Annotated in this window: 17 protein-coding genes and 2 pseudogenes; 13 read left to right on the top strand and 6 right to left on the bottom strand. The window is 45.1% G+C overall.

Going from position 1 to position 18,949, the window contains the following annotated elements; translation table 11 throughout:
* Window positions 1-255 precede the first annotated feature (255 nt).
* From G9U52_RS34130 to G9U52_RS34080, 11 genes are all read left to right on the top strand, one after another.
* A complete protein-coding gene (locus tag G9U52_RS34130; protein ID WP_166156384.1) occupies window positions 256-1,227 on the top strand; it encodes a sugar phosphate isomerase/epimerase family protein in 972 nt (323 codons plus the stop codon).
* Window positions 1,228-1,355: 128 nt separating this feature from the next.
* Window positions 1,356-2,168 carry an SDR family NAD(P)-dependent oxidoreductase gene (locus tag G9U52_RS34125; RefSeq protein WP_166156381.1) on the top strand — a complete coding sequence of 271 codons (813 nt, stop codon included), beginning with the start codon at window positions 1,356-1,358 and terminating at the stop codon, window positions 2,166-2,168.
* A gap of 149 nt (window positions 2,169-2,317) precedes the next feature.
* Complete coding sequence (locus G9U52_RS34120; RefSeq protein WP_166156378.1) at window positions 2,318-3,646, top strand: ABC transporter substrate-binding protein; 1,329 nt, start codon at window positions 2,318-2,320, stop codon at window positions 3,644-3,646.
* 47 nt (window positions 3,647-3,693) lie between these two features.
* Entirely contained in the window at window positions 3,694-4,572 is an 879-nt protein-coding gene (locus tag G9U52_RS34115) for a carbohydrate ABC transporter permease (protein ID WP_166156375.1), read from the top strand.
* 18 nt (window positions 4,573-4,590) lie between these two features.
* Window positions 4,591-5,433 (top strand): carbohydrate ABC transporter permease, encoded by an 843-nt coding sequence (locus G9U52_RS34110; protein WP_207953380.1) that lies wholly within the window; start codon window positions 4,591-4,593, stop codon window positions 5,431-5,433.
* A gap of 47 nt (window positions 5,434-5,480) precedes the next feature.
* Window positions 5,481-6,248 carry an SDR family NAD(P)-dependent oxidoreductase gene (locus G9U52_RS34105; RefSeq protein ID WP_166156372.1) on the top strand — a complete coding sequence of 256 codons (768 nt, stop codon included), beginning with the start codon at window positions 5,481-5,483 and terminating at the stop codon, window positions 6,246-6,248.
* A gap of 23 nt (window positions 6,249-6,271) precedes the next feature.
* Window positions 6,272-7,267: a sugar phosphate isomerase/epimerase family protein gene (locus tag G9U52_RS34100; protein WP_166156369.1), complete on the top strand. Its 996-nt coding sequence runs from the start codon at window positions 6,272-6,274 to the stop codon at window positions 7,265-7,267.
* Between the two features lie 11 nt (window positions 7,268-7,278).
* Window positions 7,279-8,061: an SDR family NAD(P)-dependent oxidoreductase gene (locus G9U52_RS34095; protein ID WP_166156366.1), complete on the top strand. Its 783-nt coding sequence runs from the start codon at window positions 7,279-7,281 to the stop codon at window positions 8,059-8,061.
* A 54-nt stretch (window positions 8,062-8,115) separates the two neighbouring features.
* Complete coding sequence (locus G9U52_RS34090; protein ID WP_166156494.1) at window positions 8,116-10,089, top strand: YjhG/YagF family D-xylonate dehydratase; 1,974 nt, start codon at window positions 8,116-8,118, stop codon at window positions 10,087-10,089.
* A 1,460-nt stretch (window positions 10,090-11,549) separates the two neighbouring features.
* A complete protein-coding gene (locus G9U52_RS34085; protein WP_207953379.1) occupies window positions 11,550-11,861 on the top strand; it encodes a hypothetical protein in 312 nt (103 codons plus the stop codon).
* Between the two features lie 122 nt (window positions 11,862-11,983).
* Entirely contained in the window at window positions 11,984-13,210 is a 1,227-nt protein-coding gene (locus G9U52_RS34080) for an MFS transporter (RefSeq protein WP_166156360.1), read from the top strand.
* A 356-nt stretch (window positions 13,211-13,566) separates the two neighbouring features.
* On the opposite strand, the pseudogene G9U52_RS34075 reads toward G9U52_RS34080, so the two are convergent.
* Window positions 13,567-13,980 (bottom strand): annotated as a pseudogene (locus G9U52_RS34075) (tyrosine-type recombinase/integrase); the annotation flags it as partial.
* Between the two features lie 955 nt (window positions 13,981-14,935).
* On the opposite strand from G9U52_RS34075, the pseudogene G9U52_RS41970 reads away from it, so the two are divergent.
* Window positions 14,936-15,167, top strand: a pseudogene (locus G9U52_RS41970) (ATP-binding protein); the annotation flags it as partial.
* A gap of 168 nt (window positions 15,168-15,335) precedes the next feature.
* Here G9U52_RS41970 and G9U52_RS34070 read toward each other — a convergent pair.
* The 5 genes from G9U52_RS34070 to G9U52_RS34050 form a co-directional block, all read right to left on the bottom strand.
* The gene (locus G9U52_RS34070) at window positions 15,336-15,821 is read right to left on the bottom strand and encodes an IS3 family transposase (RefSeq protein WP_166156357.1); all 486 of its coding nucleotides are present in this window, start codon (window positions 15,819-15,821) and stop codon (window positions 15,336-15,338) included.
* Between the two features lie 44 nt (window positions 15,822-15,865).
* Window positions 15,866-16,162: a transposase gene (locus G9U52_RS41135; protein ID WP_207953378.1), complete on the bottom strand. Its 297-nt coding sequence runs from the start codon at window positions 16,160-16,162 to the stop codon at window positions 15,866-15,868.
* Between the two features lie 92 nt (window positions 16,163-16,254).
* On the bottom strand, window positions 16,255-16,797 hold the full coding sequence (locus tag G9U52_RS34060; RefSeq protein ID WP_311764974.1) for an IS4 family transposase: 543 nt from the start codon (window positions 16,795-16,797) through the stop codon (window positions 16,255-16,257).
* 184 nt (window positions 16,798-16,981) lie between these two features.
* Window positions 16,982-17,278: a hypothetical protein gene (locus tag G9U52_RS34055; RefSeq protein ID WP_166156348.1), complete on the bottom strand. Its 297-nt coding sequence runs from the start codon at window positions 17,276-17,278 to the stop codon at window positions 16,982-16,984.
* Window positions 17,279-17,495: 217 nt separating this feature from the next.
* Window positions 17,496-18,365, bottom strand: coding sequence for a coiled-coil domain-containing protein (locus G9U52_RS34050; protein ID WP_166156345.1), 870 nt, complete (start codon window positions 18,363-18,365; stop codon window positions 17,496-17,498).
* Between the two features lie 309 nt (window positions 18,366-18,674).
* Between G9U52_RS34050 and G9U52_RS34045 the strand changes: the two genes are divergently transcribed.
* Window positions 18,675-18,872: a hypothetical protein gene (locus G9U52_RS34045; protein ID WP_166156342.1), complete on the top strand. Its 198-nt coding sequence runs from the start codon at window positions 18,675-18,677 to the stop codon at window positions 18,870-18,872.
* Window positions 18,873-18,949: the final 77 nt, after the last annotated feature.

Here is an 18,949-nt window from a genome sequence, read left to right as displayed (position 1 = left end):
GAGTAATATTCTAGACATTCGGTTAAAAATGAAGTAGACCGACATCACATTAGAGTTGACAATTTATATGATCACTGTTATATTTTACTATGTAATATATTACATATTACATGTGATATAATTATAACACAATATCTAGACATAATGCTTGATTTTTGGAAGTTAATGTGAAATATTCTTCTTTTCTGAAATCAAGAGAATAAATTTACCGATTAAATGATAGCGCATACATTTGTTGAAGAGGGGAGCAACGAAATGCGACTGGGTCTATCTGTGTATGGAACGGTCTACAGTATGGGCATTTCACCGGATTCAGGTCGTCCTACGATCAGACCAACAGAACTTATTGATCAAGCTCTTGCATATGGATTAGAGGGGGTAGAGATTCCCATCTCGTTGTTGGAGAACGAAGATGCAGCAGCCGTTGCAAAATACGCGAGCGAGCGAGGTGTGTTTATCGGTCTCGAGACGGTCGGATTCGAGCCGCATCATCTCGCCGAATCCATTGAGCTGGCGGCGCGTATGGGAGTCCCTACTCTGCGCACAATTGTTATGGGAGCCAAATTAGGCGGGGATCGGCGGGCTTTGGCAGGACGTTGGAAATCGTTTCTGGATGACATACATACAGAGCTTCGCAAGGCGTTAGAAGTAGCTGAGCATGCGGGTGTAAATCTCGCTGTTGAAAATCACCAGGATATTGCCTCCGAGGAGCTGCTGTGGCTCTGTGAATCACTTAATTCAGAGAATTTCGGTGTCATCTTCGATACAGGCAGCACTTTGGCCACTGCCGAAGATCCTGTTGACTTTGCAAGACGGGTGGAGAAATATATCAAGCATGTCCACTTAAAGGATTACTCGATTTATCTGAGCGAAGAAGGCTATCGGCTTGTCCGTTGTCCTCTTGGGCAAGGAGCGGTCAATTTTTCAGAACTATTTTCGATTTTTTCCAAAGCTTGCCCGAATGTAACCATGTCAGTAGAAGTAGGGGCGCTGGAGGCCAGACATGTCCGTATGCTCGCCGACGACTACTGGCCGGATTATCCCCCACGTACCGCTGCTCAACTTGTTAAAGTATTACGCATGGTTCAGGCGAATGCGAAGCCACCGGGAGATTGGCGGACTCCTTATGAGAAGGGCGAATCGGTAGAAGCGATCATGGCATACGAAAACCGACAATTGGAATCAAGCTTGGCTTATATCCAACACGCTCTCCGAAAATATGGATAACAGGTGATTGCGAATATGCGATTGCTGTCAATACATCCATGAAAGCAATTGACTGAGGGGGGATGTCGAAGTATAAACATCTGTATTGCTATCTTACTTGGGGCGGACAAACGGAAGGAGGACTACTTTTGCTCATTGATCTGCATGGTAAAGTAGCTATCGTTACTGGAGCGGGGCGGGGAATCGGTCGAGAGATTGCTCTGACATTGGCCAGGGAAGGAACGAAAACGATCGTCATCGACTTAAACCCAGCCTTTTTGGAAGAAGTGAAAAAAGTTTTTGATGAAAATGGTCTGGAAGGGTTCCAACAAGTCTGTGATATACGGGATTTCTCCGATATCCAGCGAGTAATCCTAGAAGCTGAACAGAAGTATGGGCGTATCGACATCTTGGTTAACAATGCCGGAGTGGCGGGCGGAGGACCGGTAGAAAGTCTGTCCGAAGAGATTTGGGACCTTAACATTGATGTAAATTTAAAAGGTACTTTCCTAATGTGCAAAGCTGTAATTCCTATTATGAAAAAGCAGAAGTATGGACGCATCATTAATGCCGCTTCATTTGCGGCCATTATTCCCAGTTATGGGGGTGCGGCCTATGCTACATCCAAAGCAGGCGTTGCCCATTTTACGCGGGTGCTTGCCGGTGAATTGGGTCCGTGGAACATTACGGTTAACTGTTATGCACCAGGGGTTATCCCTACCGAGATGAATCACTTTGCGGAACTGTCTCCTTTAGAACAAAAACAGCTGCTAGATAATCTTTCGCTGCGCAGGTGGGGCAACAAAGAAGAAATAGGAAATTTGATTTGTATTTTGGCCTCCGATTATGCGGGATATATTACTGGAACGATGATCGACATCAGTGGAGGGAAGCTGGCGACCCAGGTTCCTCGTATAGCCTATGAACGAGCTGAAGCCGAAGGATGGAAGGAAAATTTGTAAGCCCTTTCATCATGTAACCTCAGTTATACTGACACAGTAATAAGATTGAATCCGAATTAAGCGGATGCTTACGGGGGTAAGTTTCTGCAAAAAATCAGTAGATGCTTACAAAGTAAGTTCTGCTACACAAAACTTTAAGGAGGAGAAATATGTTAAAAAAGGGATTATCTCTAATGCTTATGTTCGTGTTAATGTTCGTTAGTGCCTGCAGCTCGGGAGGAAGTACGAACACACCCACAGCAACCCCCAAAGATGGAGCAACTGCTCAACCTGCTCCAGCCGCAGAAGCTAAACCCAAAGGTAAGCTGGTGTTTTGGGATAAATCGGAGTATGTAAAGGATTACAATGATTTTCAAAAGGAAAGAGTTGCACAATTCGCGAAGGATTTTAATGTTGACGTTGAATATGTGGCCATCCCGCCAGCAGATGTTAAAACCAAGCTGCTTGCTGCCGTCGAAGCAGGAAATCCGCCTGACCTCCTATTAGCGGATGATTTTGTCGCCAAACAATTTGTTGCGAACAACCAACTCGTGGAAATTTCAGATATTCTGAAGCAGCATGATTTTAGAGAAGATTCGAAGAAATATGCATATGCATTAGAAGGTTGGTTCGAAGTTCCAGCTTATCATAGTCCCAATGTTATGTATGTCCGCAAAGATAAAATGGAAGAAAAGAAGCTTGGACAACCAAAAACATGGGAAGATGTGAAAAACGCGGCCATAGCCATGAATGATCCGAAAAACAACTTCTATGGACTTGGTTTTCAACTTGGCGGAGGTGGAGATTCGGAAGGCCGGATCAACAATCTAATCAGGACCTTCGGTACTGATTTGGTCGATAAGGATGGGAAGGTCACCATCAACACACCGCAAGCTTTGGAAGCTATTAAATATGACGCAAGCTTCTTCACGGAAGGTCTATCCCCCCAAGGAGCTGTAACCGGGGACGATGCTTATAACAATAACGCATGGTTGGCCGGGCAGGTTGGAATTATTTTTAATTCCAGTAGTGTCTATGCGGCTATGAAAAAAGATAAGCCTGAATTGCTAGAAAAAACTTGGATCCTGCCGTGGCCTGCCGGTCCTAAAAGACAGTTTGGTTCTGGCGGCGGCACAGCTTTCATTATGTTCAAAAAAGCCAAAAATACGGATACCGCCAAGCAATACATCAAATTTTTCTTTGACAAAGATTCTTATGGGAAATTGCTTGAGAAGCTCAACGGCTTGGGTGGACCGGTTCTAAACGGGCTCGAAAATACACCATTCTGGCAAAAACCGGAAAATAAAGCTTGGTTCGATGCAACGAGAAACATTGTACCGCTTGGCGACCCTGGACCTCCGGATGCCCGCGCTTCCCAAGTAACCAGCGAAAATATTCTTTCTAAAGGCGTTCAAAAAATTGTCGTCAATAAGATGGATCCGCAAAAAGCGTTAGACGAAATCGAAAGAGATTACAAGAAAGTGTACGAGAAAAAATAATACGCCGGTTCCTACACTGGCGTACTCTCCCTTGGGCAGGTGAAATCATGCTAAAATCGAACCGAAAAAGCGATTTGCTTTTGGGGTATACGTCAGTAATGCCGATCATCATCATCATCTTCGTGGTGATCGGCATTCCTTTTTGTAACGCGCTGTACCTCAGTTTGACCGATAAAACGGTGGGTGCCGATGCACATTTTATCGGTTTGGACAACTATCGTGAGATTTTCTCCGACCCCGTCTATTGGAAGGTGTTAAAGAATACCTTTGTTTATTTCATTACAGACGTATTTTTCAAACTGGTTTTCGGGATGATATTCGCTTTGACCCTCAACCAGCAATTTTTCGGAAGATCCGTTATCCGTGTGCTCTTCCTCGTTCCATGGGCTATTTCGGGGATGGTTGCGGCACTCACTTGGAAATGGATGTATAACGATACCTTCGGCATTATTAACCAAGTGTTGCTCAGCAGCGGTTTGATTGACATTCCCATAGCTTGGCTGAGTGGTCCCAACATTGCTCTGGTTTCCGTCATTATCGTAAATATATGGCGTGGAATTCCATTCTTTTTATTCAGCATTCTTGGAGGGCTGCAAACCATTGACAAGCAGTTGTACGAGGCTGCCAAAATTGACGGGGCAGGGACGATACGCCAGTTTATTTCGGTAACGATTCCCTCCATTAGTTCGGTAATTATTATTACTACCATGCTTTCCTCAATTTGGACCTTTAACGATTTTGAAAATATTTTTCTGATTACAGGCGGGGGACCTTTGTACAATTCGGCCGTAATTTCCGTATACACCTATGAGGTGGCATTCCTCCAAAATAATATGGGTAAATCGCTAAGTGTTGCGGGATCTATTATCCCTATCCTGCTTGTTTTGATGTTCTTCATGACAAGGAAGCTGGGCAAGGAAGAATGAGGGGAGGTGGAAATAGTCGTGAGAGCATCCGCTATACGTGACATTCGAAAGAAGGTTCTGATTTATTTCATTGTAGCGGTCGGTTTGATTTGGACGCTGTTCCCTGTGTACTGGATGGTCAAGACGTCCTTTACGCCTAACAATCAGATGTACGATGCCAAGCCAACATTAATCCCTACTGAAATCACGACACAACATTATTCCGATCTGTTCAAAGAAACGGAATTCATGGGCAATATGAAAAACAGTTTATATGTATCCGGTTTGGCCACAATATTATCCCTGGTGATCAGCATTTTCGGTTCCTACGCTCTAACCCGGCTGCAATTCCGGGGCAGGAGCTTTCTTACAAAGAGTATTATCATTTGTTATTTGATGCCGGCGGCGGTCCTGTTTATTCCGATGTATGTGCTTATCAGCAAGCTCGGTTTTGCCGATAACAAGTTCGGTTTGCTCATTATTTATCCGACATTTATCGTCCCTTATTGCTGTTATATGCTGCTCAGTTACTTCAAAGCCATTCCGAAATCTCTGGAGGAGGCTGCACTTATCGATGGCTGCAACCGGCTGCAAACGCTATGGAAGATTGTTCTCCCTATTGCTGCACCAGGGATAGCGGTTGTTGCTACCTTTGCCTTCACCATGTCATGGAATGAGTTTTTATATGCGCTTGTTGTAACTACCAGCCCGAGCCAGCAGACCGCGACGATCGGGATTGCGAGCTTTAAATTTTCTGATACCTTCATATGGGGGCTACTTATGAGTTCCTCGGTTGTCGCTTCCATCCCGGCAGTGATTTTATATCTGGGTGCGCAGACTTTTGTAATCGGTGGACTTGCCGATGGTGGGGCAAAGTATTAAAAAAGCTGTACAAAAATGGCTGAAAAAGTCAAAAGGGGAGGAAGCCGATGAGTTTGGATAAGTTCAAATTAGATGGCAGGGTTGCGCTGATTACCGGCGGATGCCAAGGGTTGGGGTTGGTTTTTGCCCAAGCCCTTTCAAATGCCGGAGCCATTGTGGCTGTAACCAGCAGGGATGAAGCGAAAGCAGCAGAAGGTGCCCAGCGGATCAGGGAGGAAACCGGTCGCCAGACGCTCGGCGTAGCCGTCGACGTTACCGATGCTGGACAGGTTCGCCGTATGGCGGAAGAAACGGTCCGGGCTTTGGGCCGCATTGATATCCTGATCAACAATGCCGGGATTAACGTCCGTAAGCCGATCCTAGATTACGACGAAGAAAGTTGGGACCTTGTTCAAAACACGAACTTGAAAGCACCTTTCTTGTGCGCCAAGGCGGTGGCTCCCTATATGATCAAGCAAAAATACGGAAGAATCATTAATATGTCGTCTATGTTAGGAACAGTAGCACTCCCGGAACGATCCGCGTATTGCTCGAGTAAGGGTGGTTTAATCCAATTAACGAAAGTGATGGCACTGGAATGGGCAGAACACAACATAACCGCTAACGCTGTTTGTCCGGGACCGTTCGCTACCGATTTAAACAAGGTGGTTATGGACAATCCAGAGGCTAACCAATTTTTTTTAGATCATCTTGCCATTAAACGTTGGGGAAATCCGGATGAACTCTCTGGTATAATCCTTTATTTGGCTTCCGAAGCCTCCAGCTTTATGACAGGCTCTTCACTTACTATCGACGGCGGTTGGACCGCATCCTAATACAAAAGAAAGGGCTGAAGTGCATGAGATACGGACTCACTGTATATGGCACTACCTATGATATGGGTATCAACTCCCAATCTGGCAAAAAGCCGATAACACCTAAAGAATTAATCGATATAACGGAAAGAAATGGTCTCGAAGGCATCGAGATCCCTTTTCAACTGTTAAAAGAGAATAATCCAGATGAAGCTGCTGACTATGCGCGCGCTAAGGGTATGTTCATTAATATCGCCGCAGGCGGCTTCGATCCCGATGAGTTGAAGGAAGCGCTGGTGCTTGGGAAACGGGTAGGCGCCATAACGGTCAGAACGGTAGTGGGCGGCGCCCATTTCGGTGGAGACCGTCGTCATATGGCCGGCACGTGGAAACCGTTTTTGGATCAAATTCTAACCTCTTTTCAAGAAGCTGCGGAAACGGCTGAGCAGACGGGCGTCAATCTGGCTGTCGAAAATCATCAGGACCTGGCCTCCGAGGAACTGCTCTGGCTTTGTGAGACTATCGGCTCGGAACGTTTTGGTATCAATCTCGACACGGGAAATCCGTTGGCAACTGCCGAAGAGCCCAACGATTTTTTTCGGCGGGTCGCTCCATATGTGAAAAATATCCATTTGAAGGACTATTATATTTATTGGTATGAAGAAGGCTATCGGCTAGTAAGGTGTCCGATGGGTCAAGGCTCGATTGATTTTCCCGAGCTGTTCCGCATATTCTCAGAAGCCCAGCCGCAGGTAACCATGTCACTTGAACATGGAGCACTCGAAGCTAGAAATGTTAGGGTGCTACAAGAAGATTACTGGACCGAATATCCAGAGCGCTCTGCAAGCCAGCTTACACGCTTACTTCGTTATGTGCATGACCGCGCGAAAGTGAGCGGCGATTGGAGAACCCCATTCGAAAAAGGGGAATCACCTACGGCAATTATCGCTTATGAACAATCGCAAATGGAAACGGCCCTTTCCTATTTAAAATCTTTGATCGTTCAGATTCGGGAGAAAGAAAATTTGGTAAAAAGTTGAGGTGTAAATAAATGAGTGTTCTTGATTTGAAAGGTAAAAATGCGCTTGTCACCGGTTCCAGTCGTGGCCTGGGCAGACAGTATGCTATGGATCTGGCCCGAGCGGGCGCAAATATCATTATTCATGATGAAACCGCCGAGAAAGCAGCGGAATTTAACGAGGCTGCTTCAGGCTACGAAGTCGCGAAGGAAGCTGCTGCACTTGGTGTTAAATCCGAATTTATCGCAACCGATTTGGCTGATCCCGCCCAGGTTGAACAATTGATCGCCCGATCCATTGAGATTTTAGGATCCATTGATATATTAATCAACAATGCGGGCGGTGATATTGGCTTTAAGACTCCCCGGCCGGAGCCTAACGATTCACTGGATATTAGCGTCGACGACATCCGTTCTGTGGTCGAACGCAATCTTTTGTCCACGATGTACGCCTGCAAATTTGCCGGTCAGCATATGCGTGAGCGGCGCAGCGGAAAGATTGTCAACGTTGGCTCAATAGCAGGACATATTCCTGTGACATCCGGTGTGATTTATGCCGCAGCTAAACTAGGAATTTCTCATTATACGAAAAGCTTGGCTGTACAGATGAGACCGTACGACGTGAATGTGAACTGCATATCCCCAGCACCAACCTACACAGGTCGTTTTTCGGCTACACGCACGGTAAAAAGTGAAGAAGGCTTATCAAAGCTACAGCGGATTGCCCATCCTGAGGATATGTCCAAAATCGTGATGTTTCTCTGCGGGCCGCAATCCGAATATTTGACTGGGGAAACGATCGTTTGTTGGATATAACCAATCTGAAACAACCACAGGAGAATAAAAGTGAGCGATGCCATTCGTTACATCATGGGTCAGGATGAGCCCGAAGATTATATGATTCAGACACATGCCCCCGGACCTCAGGGGGCGTTGCCGCTAACAGCGGATATGCTGACCAATCTTCCAAGCGGTGATTTGTTTGGCATGAGCCAAAATGTGGGCATGGGTTGGAAGCCTGAGAAGCTCCGCGGAAAGCAGGTTCTTCTGCTAAGTACACAGGGAGGGATGCGCGCTGATGACGGTACCCCGATTGCTTTAGGCTACCACACCGGACATTGGGAAGTCGGATTGCTGATGAAAGAAGCAGCGCTGGAAATTAGCAGGATGGGGGCTATTCCGTTTGCGGGATATATAAGCGATCCGTGTGATGGACGGTCCCAGGGTACGACAGGCATGTTCGACTCGCTGCCTTATCGAAACGACGCTGCTATGGTTTACAGGAGGCTGATCCGCTCCCTACCAACCCGCAGCGCTGTCATAGGAATTGCGACCTGCGATAAAGGATTGCCAGCAACTATGATCGCGCTTGCGTCCATGCATGATTTACCTTGCATCATCGTTCCCGGAGGCGCGACCCTTCCCCCTGAATACGGTGAGGATGCAGGCAAGGTTCAAACCATCGGGGTCCGGTTTACTCAGGGAGAGATTTCCCTGCAGGAGGCTGCCGAGATGGGCTGTCGCGCTTGCGCTACACCGGGAGGCGGGTGTCAGTTTTTGGGCACAGCGGCGTCTGCACAGGTCGTGTCAGAAGCGTTGGGTATGGCGTTGCCGCATTCCGCTCTGGCGCCATCCGGGCAAAACATCTGGCTGAACCTGGCCAGACAATCAGCAAGGTCTGTTATGTGGATGCAATCCACAGGCTTACACATGAAGGATATACTAACCGACGCAGCCATCGAGAACGCAATGGCCGTCCATGCTGCTTTTGGCGGTTCGACCAATTTGCTACTGCATATTCCGGCCATAGCCCATGCTGCGAAGTGCCGAATTCCGGAGGTGTCGGATTGGAATCGGATCAACCGGAACGTACCAAGACTGGTAAGCGTGCTTCCAAACGGACCCGATTATCATCCGACCATCCGCGTCTTTCTGGCGGGAGGCGTTCCCGAGGTTATGCTTCAATTGCGTAAGTTGGGCTTGTTGAACGAAAAGGTTAAGACGGTTGCTGGGGACGATTTGTCCGCTGTGCTAGATTGGTGGGAACATTCGGAACGGCGGCACCTGCTGCGCAAGCGTCTACAGGAACAAGACGGTGTCAATCCAGATGATGTTATTATGAGTCCAATGCAGGCTGCTAAGCGAGGATTGACATCCACCGTGACATTCCCGACGGGTAATATCGCTCCTGAAGGCTCAGTTATTAAATCGACCGCAATCGATCCTGAAAAGGTGAGTGCTGATGGGTTTTACCGTCATAGTGGGCTTGCTAAAGTGTTCACAACCGAGAAAGAAGCCATAACAGCCATCAAAAAGGGAGCGATTCATGCAGGGGATATCCTCATTTTGATGGGCAGAGGACCATCCGGAACAGGGATGGAAGAGACGTATCAATTAACCTCAGCGCTAAAATATCTACCCTTTGGTAAACATGTCACACTGATTACCGATGCCCGTTTTTCCGGTGTATCGACCGGAGCCTGCATCGGTCATGTAGGTCCTGAAGCGTTAGCTGGCGGCCCGATTGGCAAATTGCGGGATGGCGACAGAATTGAAGTGACCATTGATCTGAACCGGCTGGAGGGAACCGTACATTTTATCGGCCAGGGCGATGTAACATTCAGTCCCGAAGAAGGCGCGGGAATTTTGCTTAACAGGCTACCACATCCTAGTTTGGCACCGGATCCTGAGCTTCCTGACGATACTCGTTTATGGGCCGGCCTACAAGCTGCAAGCGGCGGGACCTGGCGGGGAAGTGTTTATGATGTGGATCGAATTCTTGCAGTTCTGGACGCAGGGAGAACTTATTTGGAACAACTTGAGAAACAGAAGCAGAGGAATTGAATAGCGTTTTACAGGTTATACAGGGGCTGTCCCATAAGTTCCAAAATTGACCTTAGGGCAGCCGAAGGCACTGAAAAAGTGTCCTTGAAGTAAAAAAAGGCATAATACCTCGGGCGGCAGCCGAGGTTTTGGTTACTGGAAAGAACTGATGAAAATGTGCGTGCTATGTGAAGATGATAAATTCAACATCCAAAGTAACGGTGAAATGGTGATCTTCTTTGTTGATCCTACCAGTGAAGAGAACTTGTCCGATGATCGACAATTTGACTGGCTTTTCTCCTTAAGCCGAGGTATATTTTATTCTTTTTACGCAAAGTAAGAGAGTATCGACCCTATAGATTCGCTGACAAAAGATCTGGGAGATTGAAGACGAGTTTTTAATTAACCATTTTAGAGCCGCTTCTCGAGCTTGACTCGGGAGCGGTTTTTTTATGAAGAAATATAACAAAACTAACATATCTATTGTATAGCCCATCTTCCGCACATCATAAATTGTCGAGCCATAAGATTGATTGTCGAGGTGAAGGAATCGGGTAGGAAGGTCACGAATCATTCAGAATATCCTTCAGAATGGGGTGTTTCCATGGCGATGATCAAAGAAGGCTTTCAAGTTATTTATGCCTGCTACCCCTCCGTTATTGCTCACTTTTGCGATCAATTACAGCATTAACCACACCATTGCTTGGGAAGCCTTGGAGAAAGAAGGGATTCGCTTCTGTTTATCCACACGCCTCATCTGCTGTGCTGATCGGTGTTACGCGTGTACTTGAGAGGGACCAGGGGGACTCAACGAAGAAGATTTGGTCGGTGGTAATTATTTAAGGGGCGGTCAATTTCTTACCGGTAGTTACGACTACAGCCATTGTGGGGCTTGTTATGAGATTCATTTTCGGTGCTTATAAAGGGTTGGTCAACGAGATTTAAATGAAGCTTGGAATGATTGGCCAGCTGATTGATTGGCTTGGAATAGGAAGTTTACTTGTAGAAACAATGACCAAACAGATGCTTTAGTAACTGATGGATGTAAGAAATGAACACCAAAAAGTAAAAAAGCAATCCTTAAATGAAAGTAGATACCGAATTATAATTATACATATAACGGAAAAGGGGATGAGTAGTAGATGAAGAGGATGGAACACCAAGATGTTTACCTGTGGTCTTAATACATCAGAGTTAGTGAATCGCAAAAAAAGCCGTCTGTAATTACGACAGCTGAAAGATGTTAGCCGAACAAGCTTTGTATTCCTGTTTAACGACGTAACTTAGCGAGAAGCCGATCGCGGTAGCCACGTGGTGTTTGAAAGATCACTTGTTCTCCGTGTTCGTGGCTATGGAACAAGTGATTCTTCATTCTCCCATAGAGTAACCCATCTTTATCTATATAAGTTGAACTAATGTAACTTGGAAGGAAGTTCAAGTCACTGATGTCGAATAGGTTAAGATCAACTATTGGACGGGTGATGAATGTGAAAACGGTAGAGGAAAAGTTAATTGACGTTGAACAACGACTGAAACATGAGCAAAGTAGAAGGATGTTTGAGCGTTATCAAACTGTAAGGCTGCATCTTCTTGGTCAAGATAATGCCCAAATTGCCGTAAACATCGGAAGAAAAGAAAGCGCGGTGGACACGTATCTCCGCCACTATCTCAAACGAATAAAAGGACACCTTGAATCTAAGGGATACAATGAGTATGAACTCGGTTTTAGAGATAAAAATTACTTAACCCATGAATATAGCTTTGAAAATTTTAAGGCTTCTTTTTCTGGGTAACAAGATAACGCTTGTAACATGGAGCTAAAATGCTCAAGGATGCTTTTTAATTAACCGATGGCACTTACATAGAGAATCTCTTTTCCTTTTGTTTAAATTCGTCGGAAGGGGGTATGTAATAAATGCAGGCATATTCTTGGAAATTAAACCTATTTGTGTTGTGGATTGGAGCTTTTTTTATCAGCATGTCCTTTTCTATTTCTATTCCTTTCTTACCGATCTTTTTACAGGACCAGCTTGGAATCCACGACCATCTTGAGCTATGGTCGGGTGCGGTATTTTCGGTAAGCTTTCTGGCAAGTGCATTTGTTTCTCCATTCTGGGGATCGCTGGCCGACAAATATGGCAGAAAGCCTATGCTGATTCGCGCCGCGACTTGCCTTACAATTATCTATTCGCTTTATTATTTTGTGCAAAATCCATATCAGCTTGTTGCGCTGCGAATTTTGGAAGGGCTTCTCGCCGGTTATATCCCGGCTGCGGTTGCGCTTGTTGCGACGAACACGCCCGAAAAAAAGGTAGGCTATGCACTTGGAATAATGTCAACCGCTATGGCTACAGGCAGTATCATCGGCCCTCTGATAGGGGGCTTTGTGAGCCACTTGATAGGTAATCGTGAAGCCTTCCTATTTTCTAGCTGCATGTCATTGATGGCATTAATTACTGCATGGATTTGGGTGAAGGAAGGGGAAATCAACAAATCATCAGCTCGTACCAATGTGCTTGGTGACCTGAAGCTGGTATTTTCTAACCGCAGCTTATTATTCATCATCATTACTACTTTTGTCGTGCATACATCTGTTATGATCATCGAGCCGCTGCTAACGATTTATGTTATTCAGCTTGGCGCGAGCAGTGGCAATGCTTCCTTAAGCTCGGGAATCATCTTCTCTGCTGTGGGGCTAGCCACCTTGATTGCAGCCCCCAGGTGGGGGAAATTCGGCGGCACCTACGGATATGACAAAATATTGTTTATCGGTCTAGTAGGTGGAGGGCTAGGGAATTTGCTTCAAATAGCATTCCATGATTTAATCGGTTTTGGTTCCTTGAGGTTTATATATGGATTGTTTTTTGCGGCCGTCTTCCCGGCAATAAGTTCTTTAATTGTCCAATTTACTGACACAAGCTTTAGAGGCAGGGCGTTTGGGCTCAATCAATCTGCAATGCAGATGGGAACTATGGTGGGACCTATGCTAGGGGGGCTTCTTGCCAGTGTGGTTCCAATCCCTTATGTCTTCTTAATTAACAGTTTATTGATCCTGGCCATTGCTGTTGTAGTTAAAGTCCTAAAGGTAGGGCAGGGTGTTCGTGCCAATAACGAAATCGTAAAGACAGAAACGACCTTATAAAAAATGAAACAATTTATAAGGCGGTTAAAAAAGAAAAGAAACGAGCATTTAGCGCAATTAATTCGGATGATCAAGGAAGCACTGTACAAAAGAGAGGCTATCCATAAGCACGTAAGAAGCATGCACACCAGCCGAAAGTGGTGACAAGAAAATAGTCCGATAAGTTTCCGCCTAAATACGGGGCAGGTGGCCGGGCAAACGACCTGGTATGATCTTTGAGACGCCCGACTCTGTATGAATGGTCTTTTCAGGATAAGTAGATAGTTCTTGCTCTAATCGCTCATGAAATCTTAACTCCTCTCTGTAAGGATGTATAACAGTCTTTGTCTTTTTCATCTTAAATCACCTTTGCTTCATTAATTCAGCTGAAATATTGGCTGTGCTTTCTCCCAATCTTTACGGATGTCTTCTTTTGAAGGATGTAGGTATAAATTCATCGTTGTTTGAATTTGTGAGTGCCCCAGTCGTTCTTGCACCTGCTTAATATCTTTCGTTTCCAGATAGAACATCGTTGCATGTGTATGACGAAAAAGGTGGGGATGAAGTTTATTTATTCCTGTCTTCTGCCGCAACCGTTTAAACAAGGATTCCACATCAATGGAGGTCATTGGTTTCCCTTCATTTTCACCCCGAAGCTTCACAAATACAAAGTTCGAACGAAAATCCAACTCATCAAGGACTTCATATAAATAGTCGTCAAATAAGTCCATTAATGCCTGGGAAACAAAAATTCCCCGTTCACCCGTTTTGAGCTTTGCACCGTTTTCTATGAAGAGTTTCGGGCGGAGGCATGTGGAACGCTCGTCACATATAAATGTGCAATGTAATAAATCATCATAGTCAATCTGGTCTGGTAGGATCGCTTTCTTTCAGAATTCTTTCATGGTACTGTGATAAGATTCAATCTGAGGAATTAATTTTGACATAATCGTTCATCTTCGACTGAAAATGAAGGAGGATGAGGATGAGGATGATGCGACTTAGGGTCAGAATGCTGCTAACAAGGATTGGATGATCGTACTGTCCATGATATTTACGATCGCTACACCCTTTTGGTCTACAGCGGATGGAAATGTCGCATATGCCACTGCGCCATTTTCGGGGTGGGTTCAGGGACAATCGATCGGTACCCGCTGATTTTCAACATTTGACTGCGAAGTATTACTTAGATATGGTATAATTTTACTATTCATAATATATGCTTGGTCTTTTAGAAGTAACATGAGTTACAACTAATATCTATACTTTGAGATGACACCCTATGCAAACATGAACAATGTTCAAATACAAGTTAAAAAAACAGATCAACCCACAATGATACTGGCAAATCCGGAAGAAATGAAGCAAGTCCTTCTGAACTTTATGAAAAATGCAGTTGAGGCCTGTGCTCATGTTTCCAACACTATTAGTCTCTTTGTTTAGCAAGTCAGTTTCGGACAAAGAATTATCCATTAATTTTGCGCATCATGAAAAAGTGCAGGCAATCAGCCACGTAGCAGCTTCACGAAGTACGAAACCCGCTTACAGCACCTGTTCGCGCCGATTTGTGAGTGGTTTCGAGATTGAGAGGTATTCAGAAAGTATGGTTTCCGTACGTTGTATTTCATCCAAACTTATATCTACATATTGGAGCATTTTTTCTTTGGACAGGGAATTTTCGCGAATGAGTTGTAGAAATCCCTTAACTGAAAAGTAGTCATTAAGTTAGTCGCACAAAATAATCAGGTTGTATTGACAATTAGAGACAATGGGATTGGAATGGCTGAGGACTCAAGTTAAAAGCTTAGGTACTATTTATTTTTAAACTAAATCAAGTGGTACAGGTCTAGGTCTTACATTTTCGTATCAAGTAATTCGTTCTCTTTCTGGGATGGTATCTGTTAGCAGCGAACCGCAGGCAGGTACGTTATTTACAATCACCTTACCGCGTGATTGTGGAAAGACCAAAGTGTTGTAGAAAATTAATCAGTACAGGTGCGAACAAAATAAAAAAAAGCATTATTGTTGAACAGAGAATTAAAGAATTTGTACGAATCATTTTTGCGATTTTAAATGGAATTAATGAAAGGAGAGAGATTAATTATCGAAAATAAGATAAACCAAGAGCAACAACCTTTTTAGCCCCCTAGAAACAAGTTAAGCCCAGGTGGTACGTGATTATGGCACGGTCAAACACGTCTAGGATACACATAATGAAGAAGAAACGATGCTCTCCAGCCACCCAACCATACTTAATATCGGTTTCCCACAGTTGGTTAGAACCTGTAATCACACGGTTGTTAGCCAGCCGTCTCGGGTGTTTCATTTTCAGCTTACGTTGCGGTCTCAGAACCCCCAACCGCTTGCATAGCCTGTATACTTTCTTCTTGTTAATCACAAGCTGGTGGCGTCTTTTTAGCAGCACAGTGAGCTTGCGGTAGCCATAGGCAGCCCCTTCACCCGCCAGGAACTCCATCAGCCATTCGCAGATCTCTTCATCACTTACGAGCTTGCCGTCTGTCTTATAAGAGTAACCGGGTGCGGGGCGACCGGCTCTGTGGATAGGTTTCCTTTCAGCTTTATTCACATGTGCATAATACGTCGATCGTTCGACTTCCAGCACACGGAGCACGAAGGCAATCCTATGCCCTTGGTCAATATACTTCTGGGCGGTTTCTATTTTATCCGCAAGTTGGGGTTCGTTTTTTTTAGTAGGTCTTTGAGAATTTCCCTTTCCAGGGCTTGTTCCGCCAGTAGCTTTTTCAGTTTTTCATTCTCATGTTCAAGCTGTTTGAAATCTTCAGCAGTAGGGATAAAAGCGGCTTGCCTCTTGCTGGCTCCATCCAACTGATCCACATCTTTACGGTTCAGTTCTTTTGCCGCCCACCGCAAAACCATCTTTGGATCCAGTTCGTGCTGCCGGGCTACGGCTGTAAAGTTCCCAATCTCTTTCCCTTTTCGAATGATATCCATCTTGAAATTAAGGTCATGCTGTACACGCTTCATAACGTTCCCCACCCTCTAATATTATTGTATTTCATTAAGGGGTGTACTGTCCAAGTCTTCTAGGGGGCTAAATAGGCAGGCCTATTAAGAACGAGCAAACGTGAAAATTGGATAAAAGAGAGTTTCGTATAAAGAGGAATTGTTGCGTTTGAAGCGTCAAACAGACATTTTAGCAAAACGTAGACCATTAAAGTAGCTCTAAACAGTTGACCGTACACGGCATTTTCAGTTGTGCCAAACAAAGTGGGAATATTCAGATGCTGTTTAATCCAGTGGAAAAACACCTCGATCTGCCAACGAGCTTTGTACATCTGTGCAATTTGCTCGGCGGTGACTTGCATCAAGTCCGTAACGACTCGGATTTCTCGACCTTCACAGTCCTGAAAGACCACTACGCGGTGGCGTTCTTCAGATCGACACTGTGGCGTTCCAAGCTGGCAAGTGATATCACGAACAACGGAAGAACTTATGTCTTTTTGACGACGTAAGGCACGTGGATTTTCGAGATGCACATTGTCTCGTAGCCGAATGACGAACGACTGTCCGTCCTTTTTGTAACGATCCAAACGTTCGAGCTTTCCATAGGCACGATCCATAACCATGATGTAATCGACTTGGCTCAATCCCTCGCTCACCGGACCGTCATGTTTTGAACCTGACGTTCAGTGGTTGTTCATTTTCAGCCTGTAGCGCCACATGCAGCTTAATGCCAGCTCGTTCACCATGATACGGTGCCCAAGGCAAACGGGTTCTACCAACCGTTACGGTCGTAGAGTCAATGAGAAGCTACTCTTTAGGAAACGCCAACTTTCTGCTTGTTTTCCGATTGCATTTGCTCACAAGCAAGTGAAATAACGCTTTGAAATACCGAAAATAGAACGTCCGCAGCTTTACCTGAAAAAAGCCAATGGAAGCCGCGTGGTCGACGCCATATCGATAACTACCCCACTCCTCGAATGCTGCCATACACCAATATTGAAGCAGATGGTACACCGTAAACTTGCGAGCTTTGTCTTCGTAATCGGCAATTTGAACAACGGATATGACTTCCTCCGGCAATAGAATCGTGGTAGATTTTTTCATGGAGCCGCCACCTTTCGATTGTTTGTAGGGGTACAAACATTTTACTGGGTTGGCGGCTCTTTTTCTACCATTTAGTGGTTAATCAACAGGTCTGATATTTTAATTATATTTGATAGTATTGGTAACAAGGTAACAACTTTTGAGAGGGGGGTATTAAAAATCAATAAATGATACGAACAAAGCCCATTTTTTATTTATTTTACAATACCTACTAAAACTAAATTTTAGGCGTCTGCATGTTCAGATCCTCTACCACTGGCCTGGAGAGCCTGTCTATTAGCTGAGCAAGCCGTGTTGCATGCTGTTCATTGGCGGCGGCCAATTTCTCCTGCCACTCCTCCTTCTCCTTCAACAACAACTCCCGGCTCTCCATCTCCTTTTGTTTAAGCTGGAACTCCGATTGGTGATGGTAGCGGGCCTCTGCCTCTTGGGCAGCTTGCTGGCTGCGGGCGGCTTCCCGCCGCAGTTCACTGGCTTCTTCCCGGAGCAGCCGTTCAGCTTCCTGGTGTTGTTCCATATTTTCCTTTCGCTTATTTTCGCTAAACAGGAGATGTTCCCTCAAAGCTGCAGCTTCCCCTGCTGCAGCTTGCAGCACTCCTAATTGGGCTTCCAACTGGGCAGCCTTATCTTTAGAAAGGCGGGCGAGTTCCTCTAACGCGGTGCCCGCTTTAGCAGCTTGTTCGGCCTGCAGGCGGTATTCATTGGCCTGTTTGTTCGCGACGGCCAGTTCCTCATCTTTTTGGGCCAGCTTCTTGAGTAAAATCTTGTTTTCTTGCCGGGCGGCTTCCCGCTCTGCTTCCCGCTCCATTGCAAAAGCAGCGGATTGCCCCTTAAGGTCATCGACCGAATTCTCGCCTTCTTCATAAATCCGGGCTGTAGCATGGTAGATCCGGTTCACGAGTTTTTCAATTTCCCTCAGGGTATGCGAAGCAGTGGGGTTCCGTTTTTGCAGGTCTTTCATAGTCTCCAAGGCCATAAGGGATTCCAGGTACTCGTCAGCCTCCAAGCCTGAGGCTGCAATGCGGGCATTCACTAAGGCCATTCTTTCTTCCGTCATTTTAATGCCCTTCGTCACTATTTTTGACATTCAAACCATCTCCATATTATATTTAAAGTTAACCATAAAACATTGATTATAAAAGAAGTTAACCAGTTAACCATTGTATTATGGTTAACTATATCATAAATAAATGTAAAATAATAGATGAAATTGGTAGTGGATTATGGTATGCTGGAGGCAGGTTTCTAACGTCCGATACTATAAGCGTATCGGACGTTAGGAAGAGATTGTTGAAAAAAGGAAAAAGAGAGGGAGGGTACATTTTGGCTAGAAAAACTTGGGCAAGCAGTTAAAGGTTTTTGGGCACAGATAACAAAAGAAATGATGGTAATTTGAATGCCGAGCAAACAAAGGGCTAAACTACTAAAGGAAGCCAAGTACCATTATGGCCACATGGTCAAAGAAATGGACTGGAATAGCTTAAAGAATTGGAGTTTGTGGCCTAGTGCTTTTGTAAATGCCGGCAGATCTGTCCCCCAGTTTACATACGAAGCGGAATTTGCCGAAAAAATGGTCGGCAATAAGATACAATAAATTGATTGGTTGTAACCCTTTGTAAGCAAGCTGGTTAAAGCAGCAATGGGTTACTCGCAATAAGGGGCGGTAATATA

The organism is Paenibacillus agricola (assembly GCF_011440305.1).
In the GTDB taxonomy this organism is placed as follows: domain Bacteria; phylum Bacillota; class Bacilli; order Paenibacillales; family NBRC-103111; genus Paenibacillus_S; species Paenibacillus_S agricola.
This window is presented reverse-complemented; position numbering and strand designations above follow the sequence as displayed.